General features: G+C 41.8%; 25 protein-coding genes. 7 read left to right on the forward strand and 18 right to left on the reverse strand.

All coding sequences use genetic code 11. The annotated features are described in order from the left end of the window. Window positions 1-94 precede the first annotated feature (94 nt). A complete protein-coding gene (rpsT, locus tag L4C54_RS18360) occupies window positions 95-355 on the forward strand; it encodes a 30S ribosomal protein S20 (RefSeq protein ID WP_248009945.1) in 261 nt (86 codons plus the stop codon). Window positions 356-511: 156 nt separating this feature from the next. On the opposite strand, the gene L4C54_RS18365 is transcribed toward rpsT, so the two are convergent. Then, entirely contained in the window at window positions 512-814 is a 303-nt protein-coding gene (locus L4C54_RS18365) for an ArsR/SmtB family transcription factor (RefSeq protein ID WP_428809301.1), read from the reverse strand. A 147-nt stretch (window positions 815-961) separates the two neighbouring features. After that, complete coding sequence (nhaR, locus tag L4C54_RS18370; RefSeq protein ID WP_428809302.1) at window positions 962-1,849, reverse strand: transcriptional activator NhaR; 888 nt, start codon at window positions 1,847-1,849, stop codon at window positions 962-964. A gap of 401 nt (window positions 1,850-2,250) precedes the next feature. Here nhaR and L4C54_RS18375 point away from each other — a divergent pair, with 401 nt between their 5' ends. Then, window positions 2,251-3,396 (forward strand): Na/Pi symporter, encoded by a 1,146-nt coding sequence (locus tag L4C54_RS18375; protein ID WP_428803316.1) that lies wholly within the window; start codon window positions 2,251-2,253, stop codon window positions 3,394-3,396. A 200-nt stretch (window positions 3,397-3,596) separates the two neighbouring features. On the opposite strand, the gene L4C54_RS18380 is transcribed toward L4C54_RS18375, so the two are convergent. The 5 genes from L4C54_RS18380 to rppH form a co-directional block, all read right to left on the reverse strand. Continuing rightward, window positions 3,597-4,448, reverse strand: a complete 852-nt coding sequence (locus L4C54_RS18380) for a thymidylate synthase (protein WP_428809303.1) — start codon at window positions 4,446-4,448, stop codon at window positions 3,597-3,599. Between the two features lie 9 nt (window positions 4,449-4,457). Beyond that, a complete protein-coding gene (gene lgt, locus L4C54_RS18385) occupies window positions 4,458-5,273 on the reverse strand; it encodes a prolipoprotein diacylglyceryl transferase (RefSeq protein ID WP_428809304.1) in 816 nt (271 codons plus the stop codon). Window positions 5,274-5,354: 81 nt separating this feature from the next. Continuing rightward, window positions 5,355-6,146 (reverse strand): sulfite exporter TauE/SafE family protein, encoded by a 792-nt coding sequence (locus L4C54_RS18390; RefSeq protein WP_428809305.1) that lies wholly within the window; start codon window positions 6,144-6,146, stop codon window positions 5,355-5,357. Between the two features lie 8 nt (window positions 6,147-6,154). Beyond that, window positions 6,155-8,401 (reverse strand): phosphoenolpyruvate--protein phosphotransferase, encoded by a 2,247-nt coding sequence (gene ptsP, locus L4C54_RS18395; RefSeq protein ID WP_428809306.1) that lies wholly within the window; start codon window positions 8,399-8,401, stop codon window positions 6,155-6,157. Window positions 8,402-8,408: 7 nt separating this feature from the next. Continuing rightward, window positions 8,409-8,927, reverse strand: a complete 519-nt coding sequence (rppH, locus tag L4C54_RS18400; protein ID WP_428803273.1) for an RNA pyrophosphohydrolase — start codon at window positions 8,925-8,927, stop codon at window positions 8,409-8,411. Window positions 8,928-9,549: 622 nt separating this feature from the next. Between rppH and mutH the strand changes: the two genes are divergently transcribed. Beyond that, complete coding sequence (mutH, locus tag L4C54_RS18405; RefSeq protein ID WP_428809307.1) at window positions 9,550-10,215, forward strand: DNA mismatch repair endonuclease MutH; 666 nt, start codon at window positions 9,550-9,552, stop codon at window positions 10,213-10,215. A gap of 8 nt (window positions 10,216-10,223) precedes the next feature. On the opposite strand, the gene L4C54_RS18410 is transcribed toward mutH, so the two are convergent. Then, on the reverse strand, window positions 10,224-10,535 hold the full coding sequence (locus L4C54_RS18410; protein ID WP_428803271.1) for a DUF6482 family protein: 312 nt from the start codon (window positions 10,533-10,535) through the stop codon (window positions 10,224-10,226). 144 nt (window positions 10,536-10,679) lie between these two features. On the opposite strand from L4C54_RS18410, the gene L4C54_RS18415 reads away from it, so the two are divergent. Further along, window positions 10,680-11,714, forward strand: a complete 1,035-nt coding sequence (locus tag L4C54_RS18415; protein ID WP_428809308.1) for an NADP(H)-dependent aldo-keto reductase — start codon at window positions 10,680-10,682, stop codon at window positions 11,712-11,714. 41 nt (window positions 11,715-11,755) lie between these two features. On the opposite strand, the gene L4C54_RS18420 is transcribed toward L4C54_RS18415, so the two are convergent. From L4C54_RS18420 to brnQ, 5 genes are all read right to left on the reverse strand, one after another. Continuing rightward, the gene (locus L4C54_RS18420) at window positions 11,756-12,007 is read right to left on the reverse strand and encodes a DUF1127 domain-containing protein (RefSeq protein ID WP_428803269.1); all 252 of its coding nucleotides are present in this window, start codon (window positions 12,005-12,007) and stop codon (window positions 11,756-11,758) included. A gap of 510 nt (window positions 12,008-12,517) precedes the next feature. After that, entirely contained in the window at window positions 12,518-13,855 is a 1,338-nt protein-coding gene (gene vpsR / locus L4C54_RS18425) for a cyclic-di-GMP-binding transcriptional regulator VpsR (RefSeq protein WP_428809309.1), read from the reverse strand. A 327-nt stretch (window positions 13,856-14,182) separates the two neighbouring features. Next, on the reverse strand, window positions 14,183-15,715 hold the full coding sequence (lysS, locus tag L4C54_RS18430; protein ID WP_428809310.1) for a lysine--tRNA ligase: 1,533 nt from the start codon (window positions 15,713-15,715) through the stop codon (window positions 14,183-14,185). 30 nt (window positions 15,716-15,745) lie between these two features. Further along, window positions 15,746-16,844, reverse strand: a protein-coding gene (gene prfB, locus L4C54_RS18435; protein ID WP_428803266.1) for a peptide chain release factor 2 whose coding sequence is annotated in 2 segments (ribosomal slippage) — window positions 15,746-16,768 and window positions 16,770-16,844 — 1,098 coding nt in all. Because the reading frame shifts where the segments join, the coding sequence is not laid out codon by codon here. Between the two features lie 143 nt (window positions 16,845-16,987). Further along, the gene (gene brnQ, locus L4C54_RS18440; RefSeq protein ID WP_428803265.1) at window positions 16,988-18,304 is read right to left on the reverse strand and encodes a branched-chain amino acid transport system II carrier protein; all 1,317 of its coding nucleotides are present in this window, start codon (window positions 18,302-18,304) and stop codon (window positions 16,988-16,990) included. Window positions 18,305-18,611: 307 nt separating this feature from the next. Between brnQ and L4C54_RS18445 the strand changes: the two genes are divergently transcribed. Both L4C54_RS18445 and srmB read left to right on the forward strand, forming a co-directional pair. After that, window positions 18,612-19,331 carry a tRNA1(Val) (adenine(37)-N6)-methyltransferase gene (locus L4C54_RS18445; RefSeq protein WP_428809311.1) on the forward strand — a complete coding sequence of 240 codons (720 nt, stop codon included), beginning with the start codon at window positions 18,612-18,614 and terminating at the stop codon, window positions 19,329-19,331. Window positions 19,332-19,421: 90 nt separating this feature from the next. Beyond that, window positions 19,422-20,642 (forward strand): ATP-dependent RNA helicase SrmB, encoded by a 1,221-nt coding sequence (gene srmB, locus L4C54_RS18450; protein WP_428803263.1) that lies wholly within the window; start codon window positions 19,422-19,424, stop codon window positions 20,640-20,642. 210 nt (window positions 20,643-20,852) lie between these two features. Here srmB and prfC read toward each other — a convergent pair whose 3' ends face one another. Continuing rightward, window positions 20,853-22,442 (reverse strand): peptide chain release factor 3, encoded by a 1,590-nt coding sequence (gene prfC / locus L4C54_RS18455; protein ID WP_428803262.1) that lies wholly within the window; start codon window positions 22,440-22,442, stop codon window positions 20,853-20,855. 218 nt (window positions 22,443-22,660) lie between these two features. Here prfC and L4C54_RS18460 point away from each other — a divergent pair, with 218 nt between their 5' ends. Beyond that, a complete protein-coding gene (locus tag L4C54_RS18460) occupies window positions 22,661-24,724 on the forward strand; it encodes an EAL domain-containing protein (RefSeq protein ID WP_428809384.1) in 2,064 nt (687 codons plus the stop codon). A gap of 12 nt (window positions 24,725-24,736) precedes the next feature. Here the strand turns inward: L4C54_RS18460 and rimI are convergent, their stop codons facing one another. The 4 genes from rimI to ubiT all read right to left on the reverse strand — a co-directional run bounded on the left by rimI (window position 24,737) and on the right by ubiT (window position 26,673). Then, a complete protein-coding gene (gene rimI / locus L4C54_RS18465; RefSeq protein ID WP_428809312.1) occupies window positions 24,737-25,180 on the reverse strand; it encodes a ribosomal protein S18-alanine N-acetyltransferase in 444 nt (147 codons plus the stop codon). An 8-nt stretch (window positions 25,181-25,188) separates the two neighbouring features. Then, the gene (locus tag L4C54_RS18470; protein WP_428809313.1) at window positions 25,189-25,590 is read right to left on the reverse strand and encodes a DNA polymerase III subunit psi; all 402 of its coding nucleotides are present in this window, start codon (window positions 25,588-25,590) and stop codon (window positions 25,189-25,191) included. A gap of 65 nt (window positions 25,591-25,655) precedes the next feature. Continuing rightward, window positions 25,656-26,162 (reverse strand): GNAT family N-acetyltransferase, encoded by a 507-nt coding sequence (locus tag L4C54_RS18475; protein WP_428803259.1) that lies wholly within the window; start codon window positions 26,160-26,162, stop codon window positions 25,656-25,658. Further along, window positions 26,146-26,673, reverse strand: coding sequence for a ubiquinone anaerobic biosynthesis accessory factor UbiT (gene ubiT, locus L4C54_RS18480; RefSeq protein WP_428803258.1), 528 nt, complete (start codon window positions 26,671-26,673; stop codon window positions 26,146-26,148). The genes L4C54_RS18475 and ubiT overlap by 17 nt, the downstream gene beginning before the upstream one ends. Window positions 26,674-26,896 lie beyond the last annotated feature (223 nt).

Consider the following 26,896-nt stretch of genomic DNA (forward strand, 5'->3'; position numbering starts at 1 on the left):
TGGTTTTTGCACAAATTATTTGACATTTAAGCGCAAATAGAGGATATTCCTCGCCCTTAAATTGTCACCGAACTATGTTTTTGGGAGTTAGACCTTGGCAAACAGTAAATCTGCTAAGAAGCGCGCTATCCAAGCTGAGAAACGTCGTCAGCATAACGCTAGCCGTCGCTCTATGATGCGCACTTACATGAAAAAAACTATTGCAGCTATTGAAGCAGGCAATAAAGAAGCAGCAGCTGCTGCTCTAGTAGAAGTAACACCACTTCTAGACCGTATGGCGACTAAAGGCCTTATTCATAAGAATAAAGCTGCACGTCATAAGGCTCGTTTCTCTGCTGCAATCAAAGCTCTTTAATTAGAACTTAGATTTCTTTGAGAACAAAAAAAACCGGCTTCTGCCGGTTTTTTTATATCCAAATTTTCTTATCTGGCTTTTTACTCAAAAACAGTCATTACTTATTTAGTCTACTACTGCGCACTACATTTATTGAATGGGACAACTAACTTAAAGTTAGCTGTCTGTCTCGCAATACAAACCATAGAGTAATTTAATCATCGCTTTCACTTCATCACTACTAAGTGAATAGAAAACAGTTTGCGCTTCTTTTCTCGTATTCACTAGCCCATCGCGACGTAACCAAGCCAAATGCTGAGACAATGCGGATTGGCTTAATGCTAATTGGGAACCTAACTCACCGACAGATAGCTCACGAGTATGCAGTAAACATAAAATCTGCAATCGTTTTTCGTTTGCCATTGCTTTAAGCAATACAACTGCCTGAGCTGAGTTTTTATCCATGTCTTCTAAGTTCATTAGATACTTCCACATTCATAAAGATCAGTGATACACATATCGTTCACTATTCAATAAATAATATAACGATATCGCCTTATCAACAACTTACAAGCCATATCGAATATCACATTTCATTAAGTATGACATTACACATATAACATTGGCTTATTTGAATAGACTATTGAAGTCTGCATCAAATATATTTTTCACTGCCGGATGTTGAATCATTCTCTCAGCGAAAATGATGTAATACTCTTCTTTTAAATCTTCTATTGTGCCGATTAAGGTTAGTGGTGAATGCTCATCGACTTCGTTCATATAGATAGTTGGCGCTAATAAAACGACATCTTTATGCTGATGAAAGAATGCCTTCATAAGAGCGATGTCGTCAAACTCACCTAAAATATCTGGCTTTATTCCATGCTGATCAAACCATTGAAATACTTTACGCCCCATTGCTGTTTGACCACTTGGGATTAATAGCTTTGACTGCTCAAGCCCTTCTGGTAATGAGATCCCTTTATCACCATAGCTAAAGAAGCTCATATCGAACTCACACAATCTTTTACTGTATAAGCCGGGGCTTTGGCTAGAGTCTACGGGGCAATCCGATAAGATCATATCTAGCTTATGTTGAGATAACTGCTCTAGCAGTAGCTCGTGAGTCGACTCATAACAGCGTAGATGGATACTGTTATCTTGTGGGACAGCACTAAGTAGGATTTTACTCACTAAATTCTTCGATAAAGAATCCGCAACACCAACTTCAAACAACATATTTGATCGCTGGCTGTAATTAACGATATCAATCATTTCATAGCTTAGACCAAACATTCTATCGGCATACTTAAATACTAACTGGCCAAGTTCTGTCGGCTCAACACTACGGCCATTACGCTTAGTTAGCTTTCCATCCATACGCTCTTCAAGTGCTTTAATCTGGCCAGTTACCGTTTGAGGCGTTAAAAAAAGTGCATCAGCTGCTTTTGTCACCGAACCTTGTTTGCACACCATCCAAAAGTAATAAAGGTGGTTGTAGTTTAAATGGTACATCGCTTCACCAAATTAAAAATCAGTTCAGTCTATTTTAATCACTATATTCCACAAGTTAAATAGTCATTTCGGAAAAAACACCAATTAGCAAACCTTACCCTTAGTTTTTCCGATTTCGTGGTTTTTAAATATTACAGATATGACATCTTTACGGTAGAAACCAATGAAAAAGTTGTATAAACCCTCTTTGTTCACACCTCCACCACAAACCAATAAAACAATTTAAATTCATTAACTTACACAAAAGCAAAGTGTACAGAATTTATTACAAACTAGCAGAATCACAAAAATCACAGCCACTGAGTGAATTGTAATAATAGTGAAATATTTGCGGTCTAGTATCGCTATCAGATTCAACTACAGACCAAAACTAACTAAAACGGTCAACGGAGAAAACTATGATGAACCAAGCTACTTCTACAGCGGCACCAACAGTGGGAAGATCCCAATGGTTACGCTGGGCTAACTTGGCATTCATGCTGTACCTACTTCTTTTAGCAGTATCAATGGTAGGAAGCGGTTTCAAATGGGCAACAGGCGAGCACGCAAAGGTTTTATTTGAATTTGCCTCTCACCCAATTGCGGGCCTAATGATCGGTCTTATCGCAACCGCGTTAATTCAATCATCTAGTACAGTTACGTCAATCATCGTTGGCTTAGTTGCTGGTGGACTACCAGTAGAAACAGCAATTCCTATGGTTATGGGTGCTAACATAGGCACAACCGTAACGAATACCATTGTTAGCTTAGGTCATGTTCGTTGTAAGGTAGAGTTTAAGCGCGCTTTCGCAAGTGCCACGATTCATGACTTCTTTAACTTGCTTGCAGTTGCTATTTTCTTACCGTTAGAAATGATGTTTGGCATTCTCGATAAGATTTCTCACTGGTTAGTTTCTCCTTTCCTAGCCACTGGTGATATGAGCATTAAAGGCTTGAACTTTATCAGCCCTATCACTAAACCCGTTGTTGGTGCGATTAAAGGCCCGCTGTCTACATTCAGTGATGTCACCGCTGGCGTTATGTTGATTATCCTAGGTATTGTTACTATCGTCGTTGCTATTACTGTAATGGGTAAACTGATGAAGAGCCTGATGGTTGGCCGTGCGCGTGAAATCCTAAAGAATGCAATAGGTCGTGGTCCACTACATGGCATCGCTTCAGGTTCAATCGTAACAATCTTAGTACAGTCATCTTCAACAACGACAAGCCTAATGGTTCCACTTGTAGGCTCTGGTGTTCTAAAAGTTCGCGATATTTACCCATTCACTTTGGGTTCTAACATCGGCACTTGTATTACCGCTCTATTAGCTGCGACAGCGGTATCTGGTGAGTTTGCGGTGTTTGCACTACAAATTGCCTTAGTACACCTAGTATTCAATATTCTAGCTACGGTATTTATCTACGGTATTCCATTCCTTCGCGAGCTACCGGTTAAAGGTTCAGAGTTCATTGCAGAGATGGCAGTGAAAAATAAATGGGTTGTTGCGGGTTACCTAGCAAGCGTGTTTATTGTTATGCCTGGTACTGTTCTTGCGCTAACTGCTTAAAGTGAATAGTAAGAAATAATCGGTACAAACCAAAAGCACATTCAATAAAAAGGCCGCTAAACTTTAACCAGTTTAGCGGCCTTTTTGTATCTACTCTGTCCTGACAATCTACGTCTCATCCTGTTGTTGAAAGCAAAGCTTGGTTAATTCAATCAAGCTTTATAAATCAAACCAACAGCAGGCTTTAGGACAAAGTATCTTTATACTGAAAACGGGTACTTAATCGCTTCATGGCATTCATAACCTTCGACCCAAAAATCGTCTAGCGTTACCCATGTTTCAAGGTCTTCTAGTGAAGAGATTTTAGGATTGATATGAAATGTCGCGGCTTTCAAAGGTTCACGAGTAAGCTGAATATCTCGCATAGGGGCTAGCTGATCTTCATAGATGTGCGCGTTAACAATTTTATGATAAGCCACACCCGCTTTCTTACCTGTGATTTGAGCCATTAGTGCTAAAAACACATAGACCTGAACCATATTGAAATTCAAACCAAGCGGCACGTCACAAGAGCGTTGAGTGCTGTTTAAGTACAGTGTGTCACCAAGTAAAGAGAAGTGATGGCTATACATGCATGGACGTAGACAGCCCATGTGAAACTCACCCGGATTGTAGAAGTTTAAGATCTCACCTCGATCATCCACACCACTTGTTAAATCATCAACAATCTTTCGTAGCTGATCGATATGCCCGCCATCTGGTTTCGCCCAAGAGCGACCTTGAACACCATAAACACGACCCATGTCGTCTTCGCCTTTGCGGTATTCATTGTTTAACCAAACTTGATTTAAATTCGAGTTAGCATCCCACGTTTTGGTGCCCAACTTTCTAAAATCTTCAGCATTATCATAGCCGCGAATATAACCTAGCAACTCAGCAACAGCCGACTTCCAAAAGCTTTTACGAGTCGTCACTAAAGGAAATTGGTTATTGGCAACGTCATAGTGAAGATCCGCGTTAATCACGGTTAAACAACGTTTCCCTGTTCTCTCGTTTTCAATCCAAGTGCCACTATCAACAATGCGATGACAAAGATCTAAATACTGTTTCACGATTTATCCTTACTTTACTTCTGTTCTATCGTTGAATTGACCACGCTTGTAAGACCAAAGCATCATCAAAACACCACCTATGATCATTGGAAGTGACAAAATTTGTCCCATTGAAATGAAATCACCGAATAAACCAAGATGCGCATCAGGTTCACGGACGTATTCAACAAGGAAGCGGAATGTACCATATCCGGCCAAGAATAACCCTGATACAGAACCGAGTGGGCGTGGTTTTTTAATGAACCAGTTCAGGATAAAGAACAACACGATCCCTTCTAAAGCCATCTCATATAACTGAGATGGATGACGTGGCAGAGGGCCGCCATTTGGGAAGACGATCCCCCAAGGAGCATCTGTCACTCTTCCCCACAATTCGCTATTCATAAAGTTACCAAGACGCCCCATGCCTAGCCCAAATGGAACCAATGGTGCAATAAAGTCTGCGACACCAAAAAATGTTCGACCATTCTTTTTCGCGTACCAGAACATGGCACTAATCACGCCAAGAAGCCCGCCATGGAAGGACATGCCTCCGGTCCAAACTTTAAAAAGATAGAGAGGATCTTGTAGAAATATCTCAAAGTTATAGAAAAGAACATAGCCAACTCGGCCACCAATCACTACCCCTAAAAAACCAGCAAACAATAAGTCAGATACTTGTTCACGAGTCCAACCACTGTTTGGCTTATCTGCACGACGGTTTGCAAGCCACATAGCAAAGGCAAAGCCAACTAGGTACATAAGCCCATACCATCGGATTGAGATCGGACCTAATGAAATAAGAACAGGATCGATATTGGGAAATTGAATGAGCCCCTGAGACATAAACGATTACTCTTTAATTGAAGTTAGTAAACTAAAAGTATTAGTCCGCTAAAGTGTTATAAGTTATAGGTTGAGACGAGATTACAGCAGCATAGTTCCAGCGACAAACATTAAAAATAAGGCAAATACCTTTTTTAACATCGCTGTTGGTAGAGTGCTTGCGAGTCTTGCACCTATTTTGGTGGTAAACATAGAAGTCGACGCTATCGCAATTAGGGCAGGAAGATACACATAACCAACACTGTAACTTGGCAAGCCTTCTGCTCTATAGCCATGCAAAATGAAGCCTGTCATTCCTGATATCGCAATCATACAACCACATACCGATGATGAACCAACCGCTTTACGCATTTGGACGCCATAGCGACTCAAAAATGGAACAGACAACGATCCCCCACCAATTCCAGCAAGACTTGAAACCACACCAATGCATGAGCCACACAATAGTGTCACAGGGTTACTGGGCATCTCTCTCACACGAGTCGACTTAACTGATATCAACATTTGAATAGCAAGGAGCGTAACGATAGCGGCAAAAATTCTTGGTAGGTATTCAGAAGGTACCCAGTCAGCAATGTAACTTCCCACAAAACCACCAACAACCACGCCTGGCATCAACCACTTAATAATATCCATGTCGACGTTGCCGAGTTTTAAATGATTAACAGCCGAAGAACCAGAGGTTAAAATGATAGTAGCGAGTGACGTTGCCAATGAAACCAGCATGACACTTTCAGGACCGATACCAATAGAAGGAAGCAAATAGAGCAGTGCAGGGACAACTATAAGCCCACCGCCGATACCTAGTAACCCCGCCATTACGCCAACAAACGCACCAAGCAAAACTAATAAAAACAACAACTCGATATGCACAGCAACCTCTATTTTTTGCCTGCTCTAATGAACCCAGCAAAGCCTTTATCTTCAAAATGAGACGACATCATAGTATAGATGTCCTTGCCATACGCATGTTTCAAGGCTTTGTTAGCAAATTGCTGTAATTCGTTTGTATCAGAGTGGCGTAGCAAGTACTTCACTTTAGCCACATTCGAGGTATTCATACTTAACGAGGTGTAACCCAACCCCACTAATAGCAAAGAACCTATCGGGTCTCCGGCCAACTCACCGCATACACAAACAGGAAGATTGAGATTCTGACACGTATCATGGATATGCTTTAGCGCCATGATGACGGCTGGATGTATAGACTCATACACATCAGCAACGTGCGAGTTATTTCGGTCAACTGCCAGTAAGTACTGAGTTAAATCGTTAGTCCCAACCGATACAAAATCTATCTTATTCGCAATAAGAGGAAGTAAATACAACATCGAAGGGACTTCTATCATAATGCCTACCTCGGGCATGGATAGACTAGGGTCAATTTTTGATACTTCTTCGTAGGCTTGATTAATGAGTAGTAATGCGTCATCCAGTTCTTGAGCGCTCGCAATCATTGGCAATAAAATACTTAGATTATGGTGATCAGAACTTGCTCTCATCATCGCTCGGAGCTGGATTAGAAATATATCGGGATGGTCCAAAGTAAATCGAATACCGCGCCAGCCTAAAAACGGATTATCTTCTTCTATAGGCAAGTAAGGTAAGGCTTTATCTCCACCAACATCTAAAGTCCGCATAACAACACGTTTATTCTGGTATGTATTTAACACACTTCGATACTGTTGAATTTGTTCGTCTTCAGAGGGGAAACGGTGCTGAAGCAAAAAAGAGATCTCTGTGCGATACAACCCAACACCATCAACGCCTTGGTTAATTGCAATATTAGTATCGGCACTTAACCCGGCATTGAGAAACATTTCAATCCGCTGCCCATCTGCCGTTATTGCTGGTTCTTCTGACCTCTTACTTACCATTGAGGTCAATTCGCGCTCTTCATTTGCGAGTGCTCGGTACTCTTTTAATAAGTGTCGATTCGGCGAGACTAACACTTTGCCGCTATAACCATCTACAACGCCACGCTTGCCGTTAATCTCCTTAAGGTTAAGGTTAATCCCCATAACAGCAGGAATACCTAAGGCTCGAGACAAAATAGCTGCGTGTGAGTTTGCCGCACCTTCAAGTGCTACGACGGCTAATAACTTATCTTTCGGTATGGAGGCAAGAATCGACGCGGTAAGTTCTCTTACAACTAATATCACCGGTCTATCTAACTGTTGCTGCTCTTTTTGGGTGTTGTACAAAAAATACAATAACCGCTGACCAAGCTCACGAATATCTTGTGCTCGTTCTCTTAGGTACACATCAGACATTCGAGCAAAGCGGTTAGAATACGACTCCACAACCTGACGCAGTGCCCAGTCAGATCTATCACCTTTTTGAACCTGTGCTTTGAGATCTTTACGCAACATAGGGTCATTTAACAGGTGGGTAAACAAATCAAAGATGGCGAGTGTTTCTTTATTGATTTCGCCACGCAACTTTTTTCTCATGCGACCAAAATCATTACGCGCATCTTCAATCGCTAACATTAGCCACTCTTGCTCTTGGCTGATATTGATGGTGGAGGCAGGTCGTACATCCGATAACTGTGGCTGAGCATCATCCCACCAGAACTCACCAATTGCGACACCAGAAGATGCTGGTATTCCAACGGTTGCTAGCTGCTTCTTAGAAAGGCTCCAGTGCCCTTGCGTTTGAGCATGAGCAATAATGACCGCGAGTTGTGCAGCTAAGGTAACAAGGAAAGATTCTTCGATTTCATTGAATAGTCTAGGGGATTTTTGTTGAACGACTAAAACGCCAAGGACTTTTTTTCGGTGAATAACGGGTGTGCCAAGAAAGCTGTGATAGACCTGTTCGCCTAACTCAGGAAAGAGCTTGAAATCAGGATGTTTAGAAGCATGGGCGATATTGATAGGCTCAGCGCTACGCTTGACTAAACCTACGAGCCCTTCATTGAATTGAATATGAATTTTATCGCCTGAAAACTCTAGCCCTTGAGTGGCCATGAGCTCCAGACGATTTTGTTCTTCATTGGCAAGATAGATAGTACAGCACTCCGTCTCCATAGCGCTGCATGTTTGCTTAACTAAAATATCAAATGCTTGATAAACATCATCAACTTTTGAAACCTGTTCAACTATTTCCCTTAGTTGAGAAAGCATGTCTATTCTACCCTCTTTGGAATTTTCGTTTACCTTTCAATTTTCGCTCTTTAAATGGCATAGCCATCGAGGCGAATTCCTTCATCGCTCGGCGATATACGTCTCGTTTGAAAGAAACTACTTGTCGTACTGGGTACCAATAACTCACCCAACGCCAACCATCAAATTCAGGGGTGTTACCACGCTGCATATTAATTTGTGATTCATCACAATCTAAGCGCAATAAAAACCATTTCTGTTTTTGTCCGATACAGACAGGCTTTGAATCCCAACGAACTAGGCGCTTTGGCAATTTATATCTTAGCCAATGACGACTCGTCGCTACAATTTTCACGTCCTTTTTAGTAAGACCGACCTCTTCGTACAGCTCTCTAAACATGGCTTGTTCAGCTGTTTCACCCTCATCAATTCCCCCTTGAGGGAACTGCCATGAGTGTTGTCCGTATCGTTTAGCCCAGAAGACCTGACCATGGTTGTTACAGATTACAATTCCCACATTTAAGCGGTAACCATCGCCATCTATCACTGGCCAACCTCAAATAAAATCTTTAATAACAGTGATTTTTCCACATATCCCCAACGGGAGCAAACTTACTAGTGTGATTAGCACGTGATTTATTGGTAACAACAGAGAACATGGATAACTATTAAGCAAAGAACTAGTTATCAACACAACAATGAGACCTAAGCCACATTTATTCACCTTTTCTGTGAATAACTATGTGCAGAAAGTTTTAGAAACAGATCATTTAACATTCAGCATAACTTATAAAACAATCAACATCGATACAAAACCAACAAATAAACACAGAAAAACAACAAGTTAAAGATAACCGCGCAATATATCCCATGTCACCTTTGTTACTATTTTCACACAAAAACAAATATGGTTAAAGATCAACCAATAGCAACCTTATCCACATCAACAATCTAAAACTTGGTGTTAATTTAATTTTTCAAGCATTTTAGCAACAAAAAAGCACTGTTTTTTTATACATGAACATAATTATTGCCGTATATTCACTTTTTACCTGTGGATAAGTAACCAAGCGACGATCTTTCAACCTTAATGATCATTTATTCTCCATTACGAATGTCATAACATTTGATATCATTACTGACTCCAAATTCATTATTATTTACTTTTTATGAAGCCCGAACCCTCCTCAGAACCCGAACTACTTGACCGAGCTAAAGCGATTGCTGGGCTCTCTCTTCAAGAGCTTGCAGAAGAAGCCAATATAACTGTTCCTGAAAACCTAAAGCGCGATAAAGGCTGGGTAGGTCAATTACTAGAGTGGCATTTAGGGGCAACTGCTGGCAGCAAACCTCAGCAAGATTTTGAAGATCTGGGTATTGAACTTAAGAGCATTCCTATCGGATACAATGGCAAGCCACTGGAAACAACCTTTGTTTGCGTCGCTCCTTTGATTGGCGTGCACGGGCTATGTTGGGAAAATAGTCACGTAAAAAATAAGCTTTCTCGCGTGCTTTGGGTACCCGTTGAAGGAGAAAGAGAGATCCCGTTAGCGGATAGAAAAGTAGGTTCACCTCTTATCTGGTCTCCATCTGAACAAGAAGAACAGCAACTAAAAGCCGATTGGGAAGAGTTAATGGAACTAATAGTCTTAGGTCAAGTAGAGCAAATTACCGCCAGACACGGAGAAGTTTTACAGTTAAGACCAAAAGCCGCTAATAGTCGCGTTTTAACCGATGCCTTTGGAGCGAGTGGTAAACCGATTAAAACACGCCCAAGAGGGTTCTATCTACGAACCCAATTTACAGCTAGCCTACTTGAACAGTACTTTATTTAACGACATCTTTAATGCGTAGCTAAAGATAACTCTTCATCATTGTATAAGGGGCCATTTTCACTACCGAATTCATCATACGCATTATGTAAACGTAGAAATGCCTTATCCACGCCGAGTCTAACTAACTCCTCTTTCACCTTCTCCAAAGAATCAAAGTGTATTGGCTCTTCATCAAGCTTTATCGGCTCAAGCTTGTGCTTATACTCCACCGCAATTTGGTATTGAGAGAGGTCGGAACATCCTATGACAAACACCTTTGGTGTCTGAGACGAGTCTTTATGAAAGCCATGAATCCATTTATCTAATTGTCTTTTTTGCATATGTAACTCCATTTACTTTTCTAGACTCCAATTACCATTCTAGACAAAGACTTCACTTTTGCGAATTCTTACATCAATACGTTTGATCCTAAGTTGGTTTCACTTATATTGGATGCATGCCGATAAGATTCACAAGGACGTACAATGCAATACACTAAATTGCCACACTCAAGCTTAGAAGTGAGCAAGATCTGCTTAGGCACCATGACATTTGGTGAACAAAACAGCCAAGCAGATGCTTCAAATCAATTAGATTATGCTCTTGAAAGAGGCATCAACTTCATTGATACCGCAGAGATGTACCCTGTTCCCCCAAAGGCGAAGACACAAGGGTTGACTGAAAGCTATATAGGAAACTGGCTTGATAAATCAGGTAAACGAGAAAAGGTTGTCTTGGCAACTAAAGTGGCAGGCCCGCGCAACGTACCTTATATTCGAGACAATATGAGTCTCGATAGAAGAAACATTCATCAAGCCATTGATGATAGCTTAAAACGACTAAAAACAGACTATATCGATCTCTATCAATTACACTGGCCTCAGCGACAAACAAACTGTTTCGGCCAATTAAACTACCCAGACACACCTGAGCAACAAGAAGTAACTCTTATCGAAACACTCGAAGCGATGACAGAACTGGTGAAAGCAGGAAAAATTCGTTATATCGGAGTCTCTAATGAGACACCATGGGGTGTAATGAGCTTACTTAGACTTGCGGAAAAACACGACTTGCCAAGAATAGTGTCCATACAAAACCCCTATAACCTGCTCAACCGCAGTTTTGAAGTCGGCTTATCAGAGGTTAGCCACTATGAAGGTGTGAAGTTACTTGCCTACTCACCACTTGCGTTTGGTTGCTTAAGTGGAAAGTACCTCAATAACCAAAAGCCAAAAGATGCCCGTTGTAGCCTATTTGAACGTTTTGTTCGCTATTTCACACCACAAGGAATTGCGGCGACTCAAGCGTATGTTGATCTTGCCAACAAACACTCCGTTGATCCTGCTCAGATGGCTCTGGCTTTCGTAAATCAACGCCCATTTGTTGCCTCCAACATTATTGGCGCAACAAATATGGAACAGTTGAAAATGAATATTGATAGTTTAGATGTCGTTCTTAGTGATGAATTGCTTCAGGGTTTACAAGAGGTTGGTACGACTTATTCCAACCCTTGTCCTTAACATTGATAGCTAGGGGTAGGTGAAGCGCCTACCCCTATCGATTACGTCGCTATTCGCGCACTTAAAACTCGGCGAAGATGACGAACACGACGTTCCGCTTTGACTGCATCCGGCTCTGTAAAACCAATTGGGCGACCATCAGACTCTAGGCCAATATCACGTAACAGATGTGTGTTTTCCCATGGAATATCGTAGGTGCTTCGACGCAGTTTTCGCTTCCACGTTTGCTCTTCTCGACGAAGATCAGCACGTACAAGTAAAGTAGCAAGTTTTAGATAAATTGAATGACGCATAGTAATTCTCCAGTTTAATAAACGTAACTGGGGAAGTGGCCTTGGGGAGAATATAATGATCCCTGTTTTGCTGCCATTTCCCGCAGCCAAAACAAGGTTACGGATTCGTTATTTAGTTGATTTGGTTCGATCTGATGCCATCATGAAATTACAGGCATCTATGGCCATCGCCATATTTTGATCAACAGAAGTACAAACAAAATGAATGATTGATAAATGTTTCATCTGTACCTCCTAACTAAATAATAAATCCAAAGAAATGTGTGGTGTGAAGCTATTGCTCACGGTTAAATTCTATGCAATTGAGATAATAATTCAACAGCTGTTTATAAATTAAACGAAAAACATTTTATTACTCTAATATTCTAAAAGGAGTCGGGGCAAAAACAACACATTCACCAAACCAATAACAATTTACCAACATAATAATTGGTATTAAAAAACCACGCGATTATAGCGTGGCTTCAGTAGGATGCTGTATCTACAGCATTTATAGTGAGAGAACTATTATTAAGTCACAGCATCTTCTGTAATTAGATTGTGTTTGTTTAACAAACGATACATCGTCGCACGAGATACGCCCAACTCTTTAGCTGCAATTGATACCTGCCCTGAATGAGACTCTAAAACCAGCAGCAGAGCATCTCGCTCACTTCGCTCTCGAATACTCTTTAAGCTTCGTTTACCATCGTTTCGTTTTGGCAGTTCAAGCTGGGCCTCACCAATCATGACATTATCAGACATCAATACAATACGTTTAACCTGATTCATCAGCTCTCTAATATTTCCAGGCCAATGATAACGTGTTAAATCTCGGATAGCGTCTTCAGAAAAGCTACGGGCTTGAGCATTGAATTCTTTTGAGTACTCTTGTAAGAAATGACGAGCTAAAATGGCCACATCGCCCGCCCTCTCTTTCATGCTTGGCACATTAATACGTAACACATTGATGTAATGATAGAGCTCTTCATTAAAGTCACCATCGATAAGCGCCTTCTCAATATCTGATGAGTTTGCAGCCAAGATCCGTACATCAACCTCTTTTTGCCCTTTCAGGGTATCAACCATTCCATCTTGTAAAAATCGTAATAGATTAAGCTGCTGACTTTTAGGTAAGGTCAAAATATCATTGAGCAGAATTGTTCCACCGTTAGCTTTCTCAAGCATTGAAATTTGAGTGTTATCTTCCTGATCAATACCGAAAAGGTCGCACTCTATGCGCCTTTCTGACATGGCACGACAGTTAACAGAGATGAACTCTTTTTGAGAGCGAGCCGACGTTTTATGGACGGCTCTAGCAACGGTCTCTTTCCCTGTTCCACTTTCACCATAGATAAGAATGGATACATCTGTTGGACCAATACGCTTGATTTGATCGCGAAGTCGCTTCATTGGTATTGAATCCCCAATTAAGCCCATATCATTGGTTGAACCATAATTAGGCCACACTTTCTTCTCAAGCTTGAGCATCCCCAACTGATGGCCAATCGTACTCATTAACTGAGCGTCAGGAATGGGAGAGGTAAAGAAATCAATGCAAAAGTTAACAATGAACTGGCAAATGGTGTCTGAACTGAGTTGAGATTCGCGTATAAACGCTAGCCAACGAACTTGCTTATGCTTACTTACTAGATTAGCAATACCATTAAGGCTAAATTCATCATGACTTAAATCTACGATACCAATACATGGTCCAGTCTCACTAAAGAGTACATCAGCCTTACGTAAATCTGCACATAAAGTGCAACGCCATCCGACTTGCTCCAACACTGAAAGCCAAGGTTCGTATGTCCCACCAACAACGACAAGTGAACCAGGGACAGAATCCATTCGGAATTGACTACCCATTACTATGTTCCTTATATTGATTTCTTATTTATAGTTGCACGCATGTGAGCCCTGCAACACATATCAATCTACATCAACCGCTACATTATCGAGACTTGATGAGATAATCTGTCTCAATACTAAGACTAGGTCTCGAATAATCAATCATACAACTATTTACTCAATATACATTCAAACAAACTATAAAACCAGACTCATAAGACACCGTTCTTACTCAATAATGTGATAAGAATCAGATACAAAAAAACCACCATGAAGGTGGTTTCATCAATTAGATTTTCTTACCCAAAGCACTACTTAATCAGTATTACTCTAGCAAACATCACTCTATGCTTGAGGACGCATTGCCGGGAACAAGATCACGTCACGGATTGTGTGCGTGTTTGTAAATAGCATCGCTAGACGGTCGATACCAATACCTTGACCTGCTGTTGGCGGTAGGCCGTGCTCTAGTGCTGTAATGTAGTCAGCATCGTAGTACATTGCCTCATCATCACCTGCATCTTTTGCGTTCACTTGCGCTTTGAAACGCTCGTCTTGGTCTTGTGCATCGTTAAGCTCAGAGAAACCATTCGCTACTTCACGACCACCGATGAAGAACTCAAAACGGTCAGTGAAGAATGGGTTGTTGTCGCTACGACGTGCCAGTGGTGAAATATCCGCAGGGTAACCAGTGATAAACGTTGGTTGAATTAGCTGAGGTTCTGCCGTTTCACCAAAGATCTCTTCAAGAAGTTGACCACATGTCCAGAACGTTTCTACGTCTACGTGTACAGATTTAGCGATAGCTACCATCTTCTCACGGTCTTGCAGATCGGCTTCTGTTAGTGCTTGAATCTCAGCATGCTCAGGGTTGTAGTGCTTGATTGCATCGAACATGCTCATACGAGCGTAAGTGCCACCAAACTCAACAGTTTCGTCGCCGTAAGGCATTGAAGTAGAGCCTAGAACGTCCATTGCAGCCGTGCTTAGCATCTCTTCTGTCAGATCCATTAGATCTTTGTAGTCAGAGTACGCTTGGTAGAATTCCATCATTGTGAATTCTGGGTTGTGACGTGGAGACAGACCTTCGTTACGGAAGTTACGGTTGATCTCGAATACACGATCAAAACCACCAACGACTAAACGCTTAAGGTAAAGCTCTGGTGCAACACGTAGGTACATGTCGATGTCTAGTGCATTGTGGTGAGTGATGAATGGACGCGCTGTCGCACCACCTGGGATCACGTGCATCATTGGCGTTTCAACTTCTAGGTAGCCTTTTGAGCTCATGAAGTTACGAATTGAAGAGACAAGCTTCGAGCGCACGATGAATGCGTTACGAGAATCTTCGTTAACGATTAGGTCAACGTAACGCTGACGGTAACGCATCTCTTGGTCAGTTAAACCGTGGAACTTCTCTGGTAAAGGACGAAGTGCTTTAGTCAGCAGTTCAAACTCTTCCATGTTCACGTAAAGATCGCCTTTACCTGATTTATGAAGTGCACCTTTAACACCAATGATGTCACCGATATCAAGACCTTGGTACTTCTCTTTCAGTACTTTTTGTACGTCTTTCGCTGCGTATGCTTGAATACGGCCAGATGTTTCTTGAATCGCTAGGAATGGGCCACGCTTAGCCATTACACGACCAGCAATGGCAACAATGTGGTTAAGCTCTTCTAGCTCTTCTTTGCTCTTTTCACCAAACTCAGCTTGCAGATCGCCAGCAAGGCTGTCACGACGGAAATCATTCGGGTGACCGTTAGCACTACAGTTCTGGCGGATGTGATCTAATTTTCCACGACGCTCTGCAATGAGTTTGTTTTCTTCAGGTGAAGAAGCTTCTTGTGTGCTTTCGTTTTGAGTAGCATCAGTCATTTTCAAAGGACCCTATCTGTCGGTGTAAGCTTATAAACCTGATTTCAGGCTAGCTTCAATAAATTTGTCTAAGTCACCGTCAAGAACCGCTTGAGTGTTACGGTTTTCAACGCCTGTACGTAAATCTTTAATGCGAGAATCATCTAACACATAAGAGCGGATTTGGCTGCCCCACCCGATGTCTGATTTTGTTTCTTCGCTTGCTTGTTTTTCAGCATTTTGCTTTTGGATTTCAAGTTCAAAAAGCTTAGCACGCAGCTGCTTCATCGCTTGGTCTTTGTTCTTATGCTGAGAACGATCATTCTGACACTGAACGACTGTATTTGTCGGGACGTGAGTAATACGTACCGCCGATTCAGTCGTGTTTACGTGTTGACCACCCGCGCCTGAAGCTCGGTAAACATCAATACGTAAATCAGATGGGTTAATATCGATCGTAATGTTGTCATCAATCTCTGGATAGATAAACGCAGAAGCAAATGAAGTATGGCGACGACCACTAGAATCAAACGGAGACTTACGAACTAAACGGTGTACGCCTGTTTCAGTACGTAACCAGCCATAAGCATACTCTCCAGAGATTCGTATCGTTGCGCCTTTAAGACCGGCGACATCACCATCAGATACTTCGATAACTTCGGTTTTGAAGCCCTTCGCTTCAGCCCAACGCAAATACATGCGGAGCATCATTGAAGTCCAATCTTGTGCTTCTGTACCACCAGAACCTGATTGTAAATCGATGTAGCAATCTGACGCGTCATGATCACCTGAGAACATACGACGGAACTCAAGTTTGCCTAGCTTCTCTTCAAGCTCTGCAAGTTCTGGTTCAATTTCGTCAAACGTTTCTTGATCACCTTCTTCAACCGCAAGCTCAAGTAAGCCATCGACATCTTCAACACCTTGGTCAAGTAAATCGATCGTTTCAACTATCGCTTCTAGTGATGCACGTTCTTTACCAAGTGCTTGAGCACGTTCTGGTTCATTCCATACATCGGGTTGTTCTAGCTCTGCATTTACTTCTTCTAGACGCTCTTTTCTTGCGTCATAGTCAAAGGTACCCCCTCAGGATATTTGTGCGCTCAGACACATCCTGAAGACGGTTTTTTATAGGATTGATTTCAAACATTTTAGCTCATCGGTTATGAGTAGAATTTAACCGAAGAAGTTTACTCAAAAATGTGATGAAGATACAGAAAAAACCGATGGAAATAGAAATAAAAAAGGCTGATGTATTCATCAGCCTTTGTTCATTGTTACTAAAAAAAACGCTTATGAAGCGGTCTTTTCCGTTAACTCTTGCTCAACTGATTTACCAATGAAGAACATAGATACGATGGCTGCAGATGTAGGCAATAACCATCCCATACCAATCTCAAATAACGGCAACATATTCAATGCAGAAACATCGACACCCGCTACTTTCGCAGCGTCAATTAGTGCAAAGATTAATGCAACCAGTACCACAACACGATAAGCAACTTCTGGGTTTGGCAATCTGTCACGCACAAATGCTAACGCAACTAGCGCAATGGCGACTGGGTAAAGCGCAAAGAGAACAGGTACAGACAGTGTGATCAACTGAGATAACCCAACGTTCGCTACGGTTGCACAAATACTGCCAATAATAAGTACCCATTTTTTATAAGAGACAGATGTAAGAGAGCTAAAGTAGTCTGAACATGCTGAGATTAGGCCAATCGCGGTGGTTAGGCACGCAAGAAGAACAATCACAGACAAAACAATCTGACCATAAGGACCAAAGAGAGCCTGAACGTATAAACTCAGTACAGCGCCACCGTTATCTGCGCCCGCAGCAACTACAGCACTTGTTGCACCCAAGTAGAAAAGAGAGATATAGACAAACGCCAAACCAGCCGCTGCAATACAAGCAGATGTAATAAGATACTTAGCTGTCGCGCTACGCTCCGTGATCCCTTTATTACGTAAAGCGTCAACGATTAGCATACCAAACATCAACGAACCAAATGTGTCCATCGTGTTGTAGCCTTCCAAGAAACCTTTGGTTAGTGGTTGTGTCGCGTAGTCGCCTTGAGCAGCAATCATCTCACCTTGTGGATCGACAAAAACGGCAACAGCTAAAATAATGAGACCGAGGAACAGAACAGGCGTAAGTACCTTACCTATCACATCAATTAAGCGTCCTTGAGACCAAGCAAAGAACATAGCGATGGCAAAAAAGGCAATAGAGAATAGTGCGAGATCAGATTGAGCAGCATCGGCTAAAAATGGACGAATCGCCATCTCGTAAGCAACTAAACCAGTACGAGGGGCAGCAAAAGCAGGGCCGATGATGATAAAAATAAGTACTGCAATAATTGTTGCTGCGCGTACTGGTAAATCTTTCGTAAGGTGTTCCCATGTACCGCCCGCTTTAGCCACGGCAATAATGGTAATAAGTGGAAGGCCTACTGCTGTCAGTAGAAAACCAAGCATCGCTGGCATTAAGTTCTCGCCCGCTAATTGCCCTGCCAATGGTGGAAATATGATGTTGCCTGCTCCTAAGAAGAAAGCAAACAGCATGAAGCCAACGGCTATAATGTCTGTCAATTTTAAAGTCTGCTTCACAGCTAACCCTTACTATAATGTTGAACGATATTGTATTTGCATATGTGCGCTTAATCAGCACAATACACTTTAATTTGGTCGCGAATAATGAAGAAACACTTATCAATTGGCAACCTTAAAGAAAAAAACACAATATTAATCTACACTTTCAACAATAAGGCAGTTGATAACACTGGTTAATTATAAATTTCCAGAATATAAATAAGATCAACTTAGCTACCTGTTAGAAAACAAATAGAATAAAAAACCAAACATTAAATTAACAACAGACAAACTTACCGACAAAGAGTTAGAAAGCAAAATAATCATGAAGAGTGGCACGTTAAATACTAAAGACTTTAATTTTAAGCAGTTTTCCATCTACGGTGGGCAATCAGGCATGCCTGTCAGCACCGATGGGGTTTTATTAGGTGCTTGGACAAGGCTAGATGGCATTCAAACCCTACTAGATATAGGAACGGGAACCGGTCTATTGTCTCTGATGAGTGCACAACGAAATTCAACTCTAAAAGTCACAGCGATTGATATTGATCAGCATGCGATTGAAAGTGCACTACACAACTTTCAACAATCACCGTGGAATGATCGTTTAGAACTAATCGAAGGTGATATTTTAGCGACAAGCATGGAGTCGATGTATGACGCGATTATATGTAACCCTCCATATTTCAACTCTGGAGAGCAATCTCAAGTCAATCAACGAGCCAAAGCCAGACATACCGACACTCTGGATCACCAAACATTGCTTCAACGCTGTTTTGACCTAACAACACCTCTCGCTACAGCCAGTTTTATCTTGCCGTTATATGAAGGAAAGCAATTTATTGAACTGGCTAAATTGTTAAATTGGCATGCTGTACGTGTCTGTCACGTGAAAACAACCGAGAAGAAAAACACATCTAGGCTGTTGATAGAATTAAGTAAAGTAGCAAGAGAGACTGAAGAGAGTGAGTTAATCATCCACGCCGATGGACAATACAGCGCTACGTTTCGCGCCTTAACTCATAACTTTTATCTAAAGATGTAGAAATATCATGTGATCATAATCACTAATACATCTATAATATCCGACCTAAATTTTGCCATAACACGCCTACCGGCTTGTGGAGATACTATAGTGATCAGAACTTTTGCTGACCTTGATCTAGACGAAACCCTTATTACAGCTATTGAAGAGCTGGGTTTTGAGCGCCCAACACAAATTCAAGAAGATGCGATCCCACAAGCTTTAGACGGTAAAGACATTCTTGCCTCTGCTCCTACAGGGACAGGTAAAACCGCAGCGTTTGCCATTCCGGCCCTACAGTACTTGCTCGACTTTCCTCGTAAAAGGCCTGGTCCAGCTCGTGTTTTGGTCTTAGTACCAACACGTGAACTTGCGATGCAAGTGGCCGATCAAGCGCGTGCACTGGCAAAAAACACACGTTTAAACGTATTTACCATTACTGGTGGTGTGCAATACCAAGAACACGCAGACATTCTTGCTCAAACTCAAGATATCGTCGTTGCAACGCCGGGTCGTTTAATGGAATACATTGAATCAGAGCGTTTTGATTGTCGTGCTATTGAATGGCTAATCTTAGATGAAGCCGATCGCATGTTGGACATGGGTTTTGCTCCTGTCGTAGACCGTTTAGCCGCAGAGTGTCGCTGGCGTAAGCAAACGTTGCTATTCTCTGCAACGTTAGAAGGTCGCGGCGTTGAAGGCTTCACTGCCGATCTTCTTAAAAACCCTGCAGAAGTTTCAGCGGAACCTTCTCGCCGTGAGCGCAAAAAGATCACTCAGTGGTATCACCGTGCCGATAGCATGGAACACAAACTCGCACTACTTAAAAAGATCCTAACCGATCAAGCTGAACGTTCTATCGTATTTTTGAAAACTCGCGAACGATTAGCAGAACTGCGTATCGAGCTTGAAAAAGCGCAGATCCCTTGTGCATGGATCCAAGGCGAAATGCCACAAGATCGTCGCAACAACGCAATTGCTCGTTTCCGCGATGGCTCTGTGAACGTATTACTTGCTACCGATGTTGCCGCTCGTGGTATCGATCTTCCTGACGTAAGCCACGTTATTAACTACGACATGCCACGTTCAGCAGATATCTACCTGCACCGTATTGGTCGTACAGCTCGTGCGGGTAAAAAAGGTAACGCACTCTCAATCGTAGAAGCACACGACCAAGCAATGCTTGAACGTGTCGCTCGTTATATTGATGAAGATATTAAAGAGCGTTTCATTAAAGAGATGCGTCCTCAACATAAAAAAACATCGACCAAGAAAAAGAAGAAAGATGTAAAGAAAAAGGTCGTTAAGAAAAAGAACACCAAGAAGAAATAACCCCCTTCCGATAGACGAAAAAATGCCGCTGTTTATTAATAAACAGCGGCATTTTTGTATCTAAAGCAAGCAGATTCTTAAACCAAATATTCAAAATAGTTGCTGCTGTAGCAAGGCAACAAGCGAAGCTTACCCTAGGAGCATAGTAGACTATGTGACTAGGGAAGCTGAGCGTAGTTAACGCAGCTACAGTATCAAATATGAAGAATATTAGTGTTCGCGAGTCGCTCGGAATTCAATATCAGGAAAACGCTCTTTCGCTAAGTTCAAGTTCACCATCGTTGGTGCGACGTAAGATAAATTATCACCACCATCCAAAGCTAGATTCGCTTGGCTCTTACGCTTAAATTCTTCAAGCTTCTTATCATCATCACACTCAACCCAACGAGCTGTTGCAACGTTCACACTTTCGTAAATCGCTTCAACGTTATATTCAGATTTCAGACGAGCAACAACCACATCAAACTGTAGAACACCTACCGCGCCAACAATGAGATCATTATTTTGCAGTGGACGGAATACTTGAACAGCGCCCTCTTCTGATAACTGAACTAACCCTTTTAGAAGCTGCTTTTGCTTCAATGGATCACGAAGACGAATACGACGGAACAGTTCAGGAGCAAAGTTAGGAATCCCCGAGAACTTCAGATTTTCACCTTGAGTGAAGGTATCACCAATCTGAATCTTACCGTGGTTATGAAGACCAATGATGTCCCCTGCGTACGCTGTTTCAGCACGAGAACGATCACCAGCCATAAAGGTAACGGCATCTGAAATACTGACACTCTTACCAGTACGAACATGATTCATCTTCATACCTTGATTGTAAGTGCCCGACACAATGCGCATGAAGGCAATGCGGTCACGGTGTTTAGGATCCATGTTTGCTTGAATCTTAAATACGAAGCCAGAAAACTTCTCTTCAGTCGCGACCACTTCACGCTCATTCGCTTGACGAGTTTGAGGACCAGGAGCCCACTCTGTTAGGCCGTCTAGCATATGATCTACACCGAAGTTACCCAGTGCTGTACCAAAGTAGACAGGCGTTAATTCACCCGCTAAGAAAAGCTCTTGATCGAACTCTGGGCATGCACCCATAACAAGTTCAATCTCTTCACGAACACTTTCAGCAAGATCAGCACCGACAGCTTCATCAAGCTCAGGGTTATCTAGACCTTTAATTGTGCGAACTTCCTGAATCTCATGACCATGCCCAGACTCATACAAAATCGTCTCGTCACGGTGAATGTGATAAACACCTTTGAACTCTTTACCACAACCTATTGGCCATGAAATAGGAGCACAAGCCATACCTAGCTCGCTTTCAACTTCATCGAGCACTTCCATTGGGTCACGAACATCACGGTCAAGTTTATTCATAAAGGTAACGATAGGCGTATCACGTAGACGAGTAACTTCCATCAGTTTGCGAGTACGATCTTCGACACCTTTCGCTGCATCAATCACCATCAAGCAAGAATCAACCGCAGTTAACGTTCGGTAGGTATCTTCTGAGAAGTCTTCGTGCCCAGGAGTATCGAGAAGGTTAACCAAACACTCATTGTATGGAAACTGCATTACTGAGGTTGTTACCGAGATACCACGCTCTTTTTCCATCTCCATCCAGTCTGATTTTGCATGCTGGTTAGAGCCACGACCTTTTACCGTTCCCGCTTTTTGAATAGCGTTTCCGAACAACAATACTTTTTCAGTAATGGTGGTTTTACCCGCATCCGGGTGAGAGATAATAGCGAACGTTCTACGTTTAGAAACTTCACCAATAAATGGAGTATTTGACATGAAAAGGTCTTCTTTTGGGCTAGTGAGCTAAGGTGACAAAGAAACAGTGCCGAGCTAGCAGTTCGATTCAATTTTGCGCGATATTCTCGCTTATATTTGCACTTTGAGCAACTAAAGCCCGACTACAGGCACGATTAATTCCTTTCAATGCGCTTTGTTGTTAATTTATCGATGATTATGGGCTATAACTAAGTAAGTAGGTGGAACTTAAAGTAGCTATGTATAAATCCAAACAGATAAATTCTCTCGCATTTCGTCAAGCAAAAACCGTATTTCTAGTATCTGTGATACTGGGGCTCTGTTTTAGTTTTTATCATATATTGGTTGACCTTCATAAAGAGCAAACGCGTATTGAAGAACACTACCAATTCAAGTTACTACAAAATTACTCAAATGCCAGCCAAGCCGCTTACCATCTCAATCACTTACTTGCAGAACAAGTCGCCTCAAGCCTCATGATGGACAATGCCATTTATCGAGTTGAAATAATTGACGATTTTGGAGACACCCTAACTGAGAACGAACGTAAAATCGTCTCACAAAGCTCTATTATTCAAGTTTTATCTGATTATTTAACACCTACTGCTCCCGTATATAAAACAGCGCTACACCAACCTAATTCAAAGCTGGTCGTTGGACAATTAAGCTTCTCAGTTAACGGTACCAATATTGCCGAGAACTTTTTAACTAAGATGACTCAAGCCATCTTATTTGATTTGATTAGAAACATACTACTGACTACCATTTTATTGGCTTTTTTCTACTACAAACTCTCTAAGCCAATTGTCACTTTAATTACATGGGTTAAGTCGCTGCAAGATAAAGACAGTTCAGTCCCGATTCCCGCCCAAAAACACCACGACGAACTCGGAGAGCTTGCTGTTTCTTTTCATAATTTATGGCAACAACGAGAAGCTGCTGAAGCTCAATTAAATCAGTTAGCCTACTACGACACACTAACGGGGTTGGCAAATCGAGCGCTACTACTACAAACATTGAGTGACTATATCGACGAAGCAAATAGAACAAACTCAACAGGTGTCTTGTTCTACCTAGATCTTGATCGCTTTAAAACCATCAATGATTCATTGGGCCACACTATTGGAGATAACTTACTCAAAGCGATTTCTAAGCGCTTAGAAGCTTGGCTAAAAGAAGATTATATCGCTGCAAGAATTGGTGGTGATGAGTTTGTCATTTTAATTCCTCACCTCACCACAGACAAAGCCGCTGATATCGCAAAACAGCTATTGGCGTTGATTTCCAACCCCTACTCTATTGATGAGCACCAACTATATTGTACCGTCACCATTGGTATCTCCGTCTTCCCTTCGGTAGGCAGTACAAATATCGATGTCCTGCGCCAAGCGGATACGGCTTTATATCGAGCAAAAGGTTCAGGTAGAAATAACTACATGTTTTATGAACCTGAAATGCAGGCTCAGGTCGAATCTTTTCTGGAAATTGAAAAAGGTCTTCATGAGGCTCTCAATAAGGATCAGCTTGAACTCTACTACCAGCCTCAAGTGAATGAGAAACATCAAATTGTCGGCGTAGAAGCTCTAATTCGTTGGAATCACCCAGAGAGAGGCTTGCTACCGCCGGGCGTGTTTATGCCTATCGCAGAAGAGACGGGGCAAATCCTACCTATCGGTGATTGGATCATTGAGCAGGCTTGTTATCAATACTCAATATGGAAGAAACAGGGCGTACTGCCTAGTACTTTTCGTCGTTTAGCGATTAACATCAGTCCTCTACAATTTTCCAAAGACTCTTTTGTCGAACACATCACTCAAGCGCTTTCTCAATCAGGCATTACTGGTGAACACCTAGAGCTTGAAATAACAGAGAGCTTATTACTGGAAAACGTAGAAAGTGCCATTCAAAAGATGGCATTACTTAAAGAGCATCAGCTAAAAATATCCATTGATGATTTTGGGACTGGTTACTCATCACTGCGATATCTAAAGCTACTTTCAGCTGATGTACTTAAAATTGATCGCTCATTTGTGACTAAATTGCATCTAGATGAAAGTGATCAGGCCATCGTCGACACCATAGTGATGACAGCGAGACGATTGAATTTGGAAGTGATTGCGGAAGGGGTGGAAGATCAATATGAGTTGCATGCCTTAAAACAACTGGGTTGTGATCAGTTCCAAGGTTATTTATTTGATAAGCCACTGCCTGCATCTGAAGTGGTTAGTCGATTTGAGAAGAACCTATACCAAGTGCCTGAAAGAGAGGTCAAGGAACACGTTGTTAAAGCGCTCCCTAAATAACCGGATTGAATTTTATAAGAACAGATAGCTCATGATAATGGCATCTTCCTTACCTTTATCGGTTGGATAATAATTTACTCGTCGATCGAGTTCATTAAACCCTGCCGACTCATACAGCTGATACGCTTTCTTATTACTTTCTCTCACTTCAAGCCAAGCACTCTCAGCATTTGCTTTTTCACACATTTCTAAAAAGAACTCTGTTAGCTCTTTACCGTAGCCTTTTCCTTGCGACTTAGGATCGACGGCAATATTAAGTAGTGTCACTTCACCGACTATATTCTGCGCGTAAAAATAGCCTACAACCTGCTTATCCACCAGCATCACATGATGGCACGCTCCACGACTATTCACATCACGGATCATGGATCCAGCCCACGGATGAGAATGAGCACTCTGCTCAATTGAAAAAACAGACGTTAGGTGAGACTCGTTAAGAGGGATAATTTCAAACATTTATATCATTACTCGTAAGAACAAATTTGCTGCCAAAGTGCTCTTCGGTGCTCATTGTGGCCATTAATTGATGAAAGGAGTGGTGATTCTAATTTTTTAGCTGTAATGGCGTCCTCTACAGACGCCTCACCCGCATACCAGATCCAAGTAAGCTGATGCTCACCTAAAGATGCTAATTGCTCAGGGTAGATGTGCAGCGCTTGATCTAACGAAAGCTTAATACTTTTGAGTACACGTTCGAACATCACGGCTAACTCACCACTTGGTCGCTCACTGGAAACCAACAACAACTTACAACTAGATGGTAAGTTAAAGTGAGGCGATTGATAGCCTTCTATCCGCTCAGGATGACTTAACTGCCAAGTGTCGATTCCCATTTCCTGCAAATATTGAAGTTCAGTTTGTGACATTGACAGTAACCTGCGAAACGTAAAAACGCGTCGATCCTAACAAATATAACCAATAAAGAAAGCGCTTAATCTAGCTCACTAAATTCAGGGCAATATTCAATCAAACCAGAGCGCGACGCTAATTGCCCGTCCGCAAGCTCAACTATTTGAAACGCCCCTTCAGGCACGTCCCATTGGCAATGAAAACCGTGTTGGCTAGCACTTACAAAACCAAAACGAGAGTAGTAACTAGGATCACCCAACACCACACATACCGGGTATCCAAACTCCAGTAGCGAAGAGAGCCCTTCTTTCACTAAAGATTCAGCAATGCCTTGATTGCGATACTCTTCTTTTACACAGACTGGAGCTAAGCCCTGCCAGTGATGATCTTCGCCTTCAACGACAATTGGGCTAAACATTGCGTGGGCAATCACTTCGCCTTCATCGGTGCAGGCCACTAACGAAAGCGTTAGATGACTATTCTCACGAAGTTTCATGACCAAATTCGCTTCAGCTTCTGTATCAAAGGCTGATTTGACTAAACGGTCAATCGGTAAAATATCAACTGGAGCTTCAGTTCGTATAAGCATTGGCTACCTCATTATTGCTCACAGATGCTTGAACACCTTTTTGTACAAAGTCTGCTAACTGCGCTAAAACAAGCTGCATCGGCTTAGGCAAAAGTTCTAAATCAACGCTATCCATTAAGTTCTTTACTTCCAAACCCAGCTCAGTATCGCCTTCAATAGAAAGTCTGCGTTGGAAAAATAGTGTATCCGGGTCTTCTTTTCGCCCTGCAATAAGAACCAGGTCGTTAAGGTCTCCAGAAAAGCTCACATCTTCGGTGACTGGATTATCCGCAACAATTAATTTCTCTTGCTGATAACTGATATACCAACACAGTTCCATATCGCGAACTTCAACCTTTAACCACTTATCTTCTAAAAACTCAAAATCACCATCTTCAAGCGCTTCTTTAAAGACCGCTTTCATTGCTTCTAGCAAGGCTTTTTTTTGAACAATTTGAGGTAAAAAGTGGACTGGAGATCGCAAAATTGATGCTGCATTTTGAACTAGTTGAGTACGAATCTTGTTTATCACGCGTGTTATCCGTTACTTTGTAAATATAATGTTTCATCATAATTGATGTACTGGTACAGATTCCTGTTATGTGTCAAAAAACTCAACATTGTGTTTTTTACTTTATATAGCATTAAAGCTTTATATAGAACAAAAGCTTTATAGCGAGCAGAAGCTTTTACATATAAGGAATCACGGGTATAGTTAATGTATCGTCTCATGTTTCACGACATCTGTGAAACTC

Origin of the sequence: Vibrio lamellibrachiae, assembly GCF_050337265.1 — a bacterium.
GTDB classification, from domain to species: Bacteria; Pseudomonadota; Gammaproteobacteria; order Enterobacterales; family Vibrionaceae; genus Vibrio; species Vibrio kyushuensis.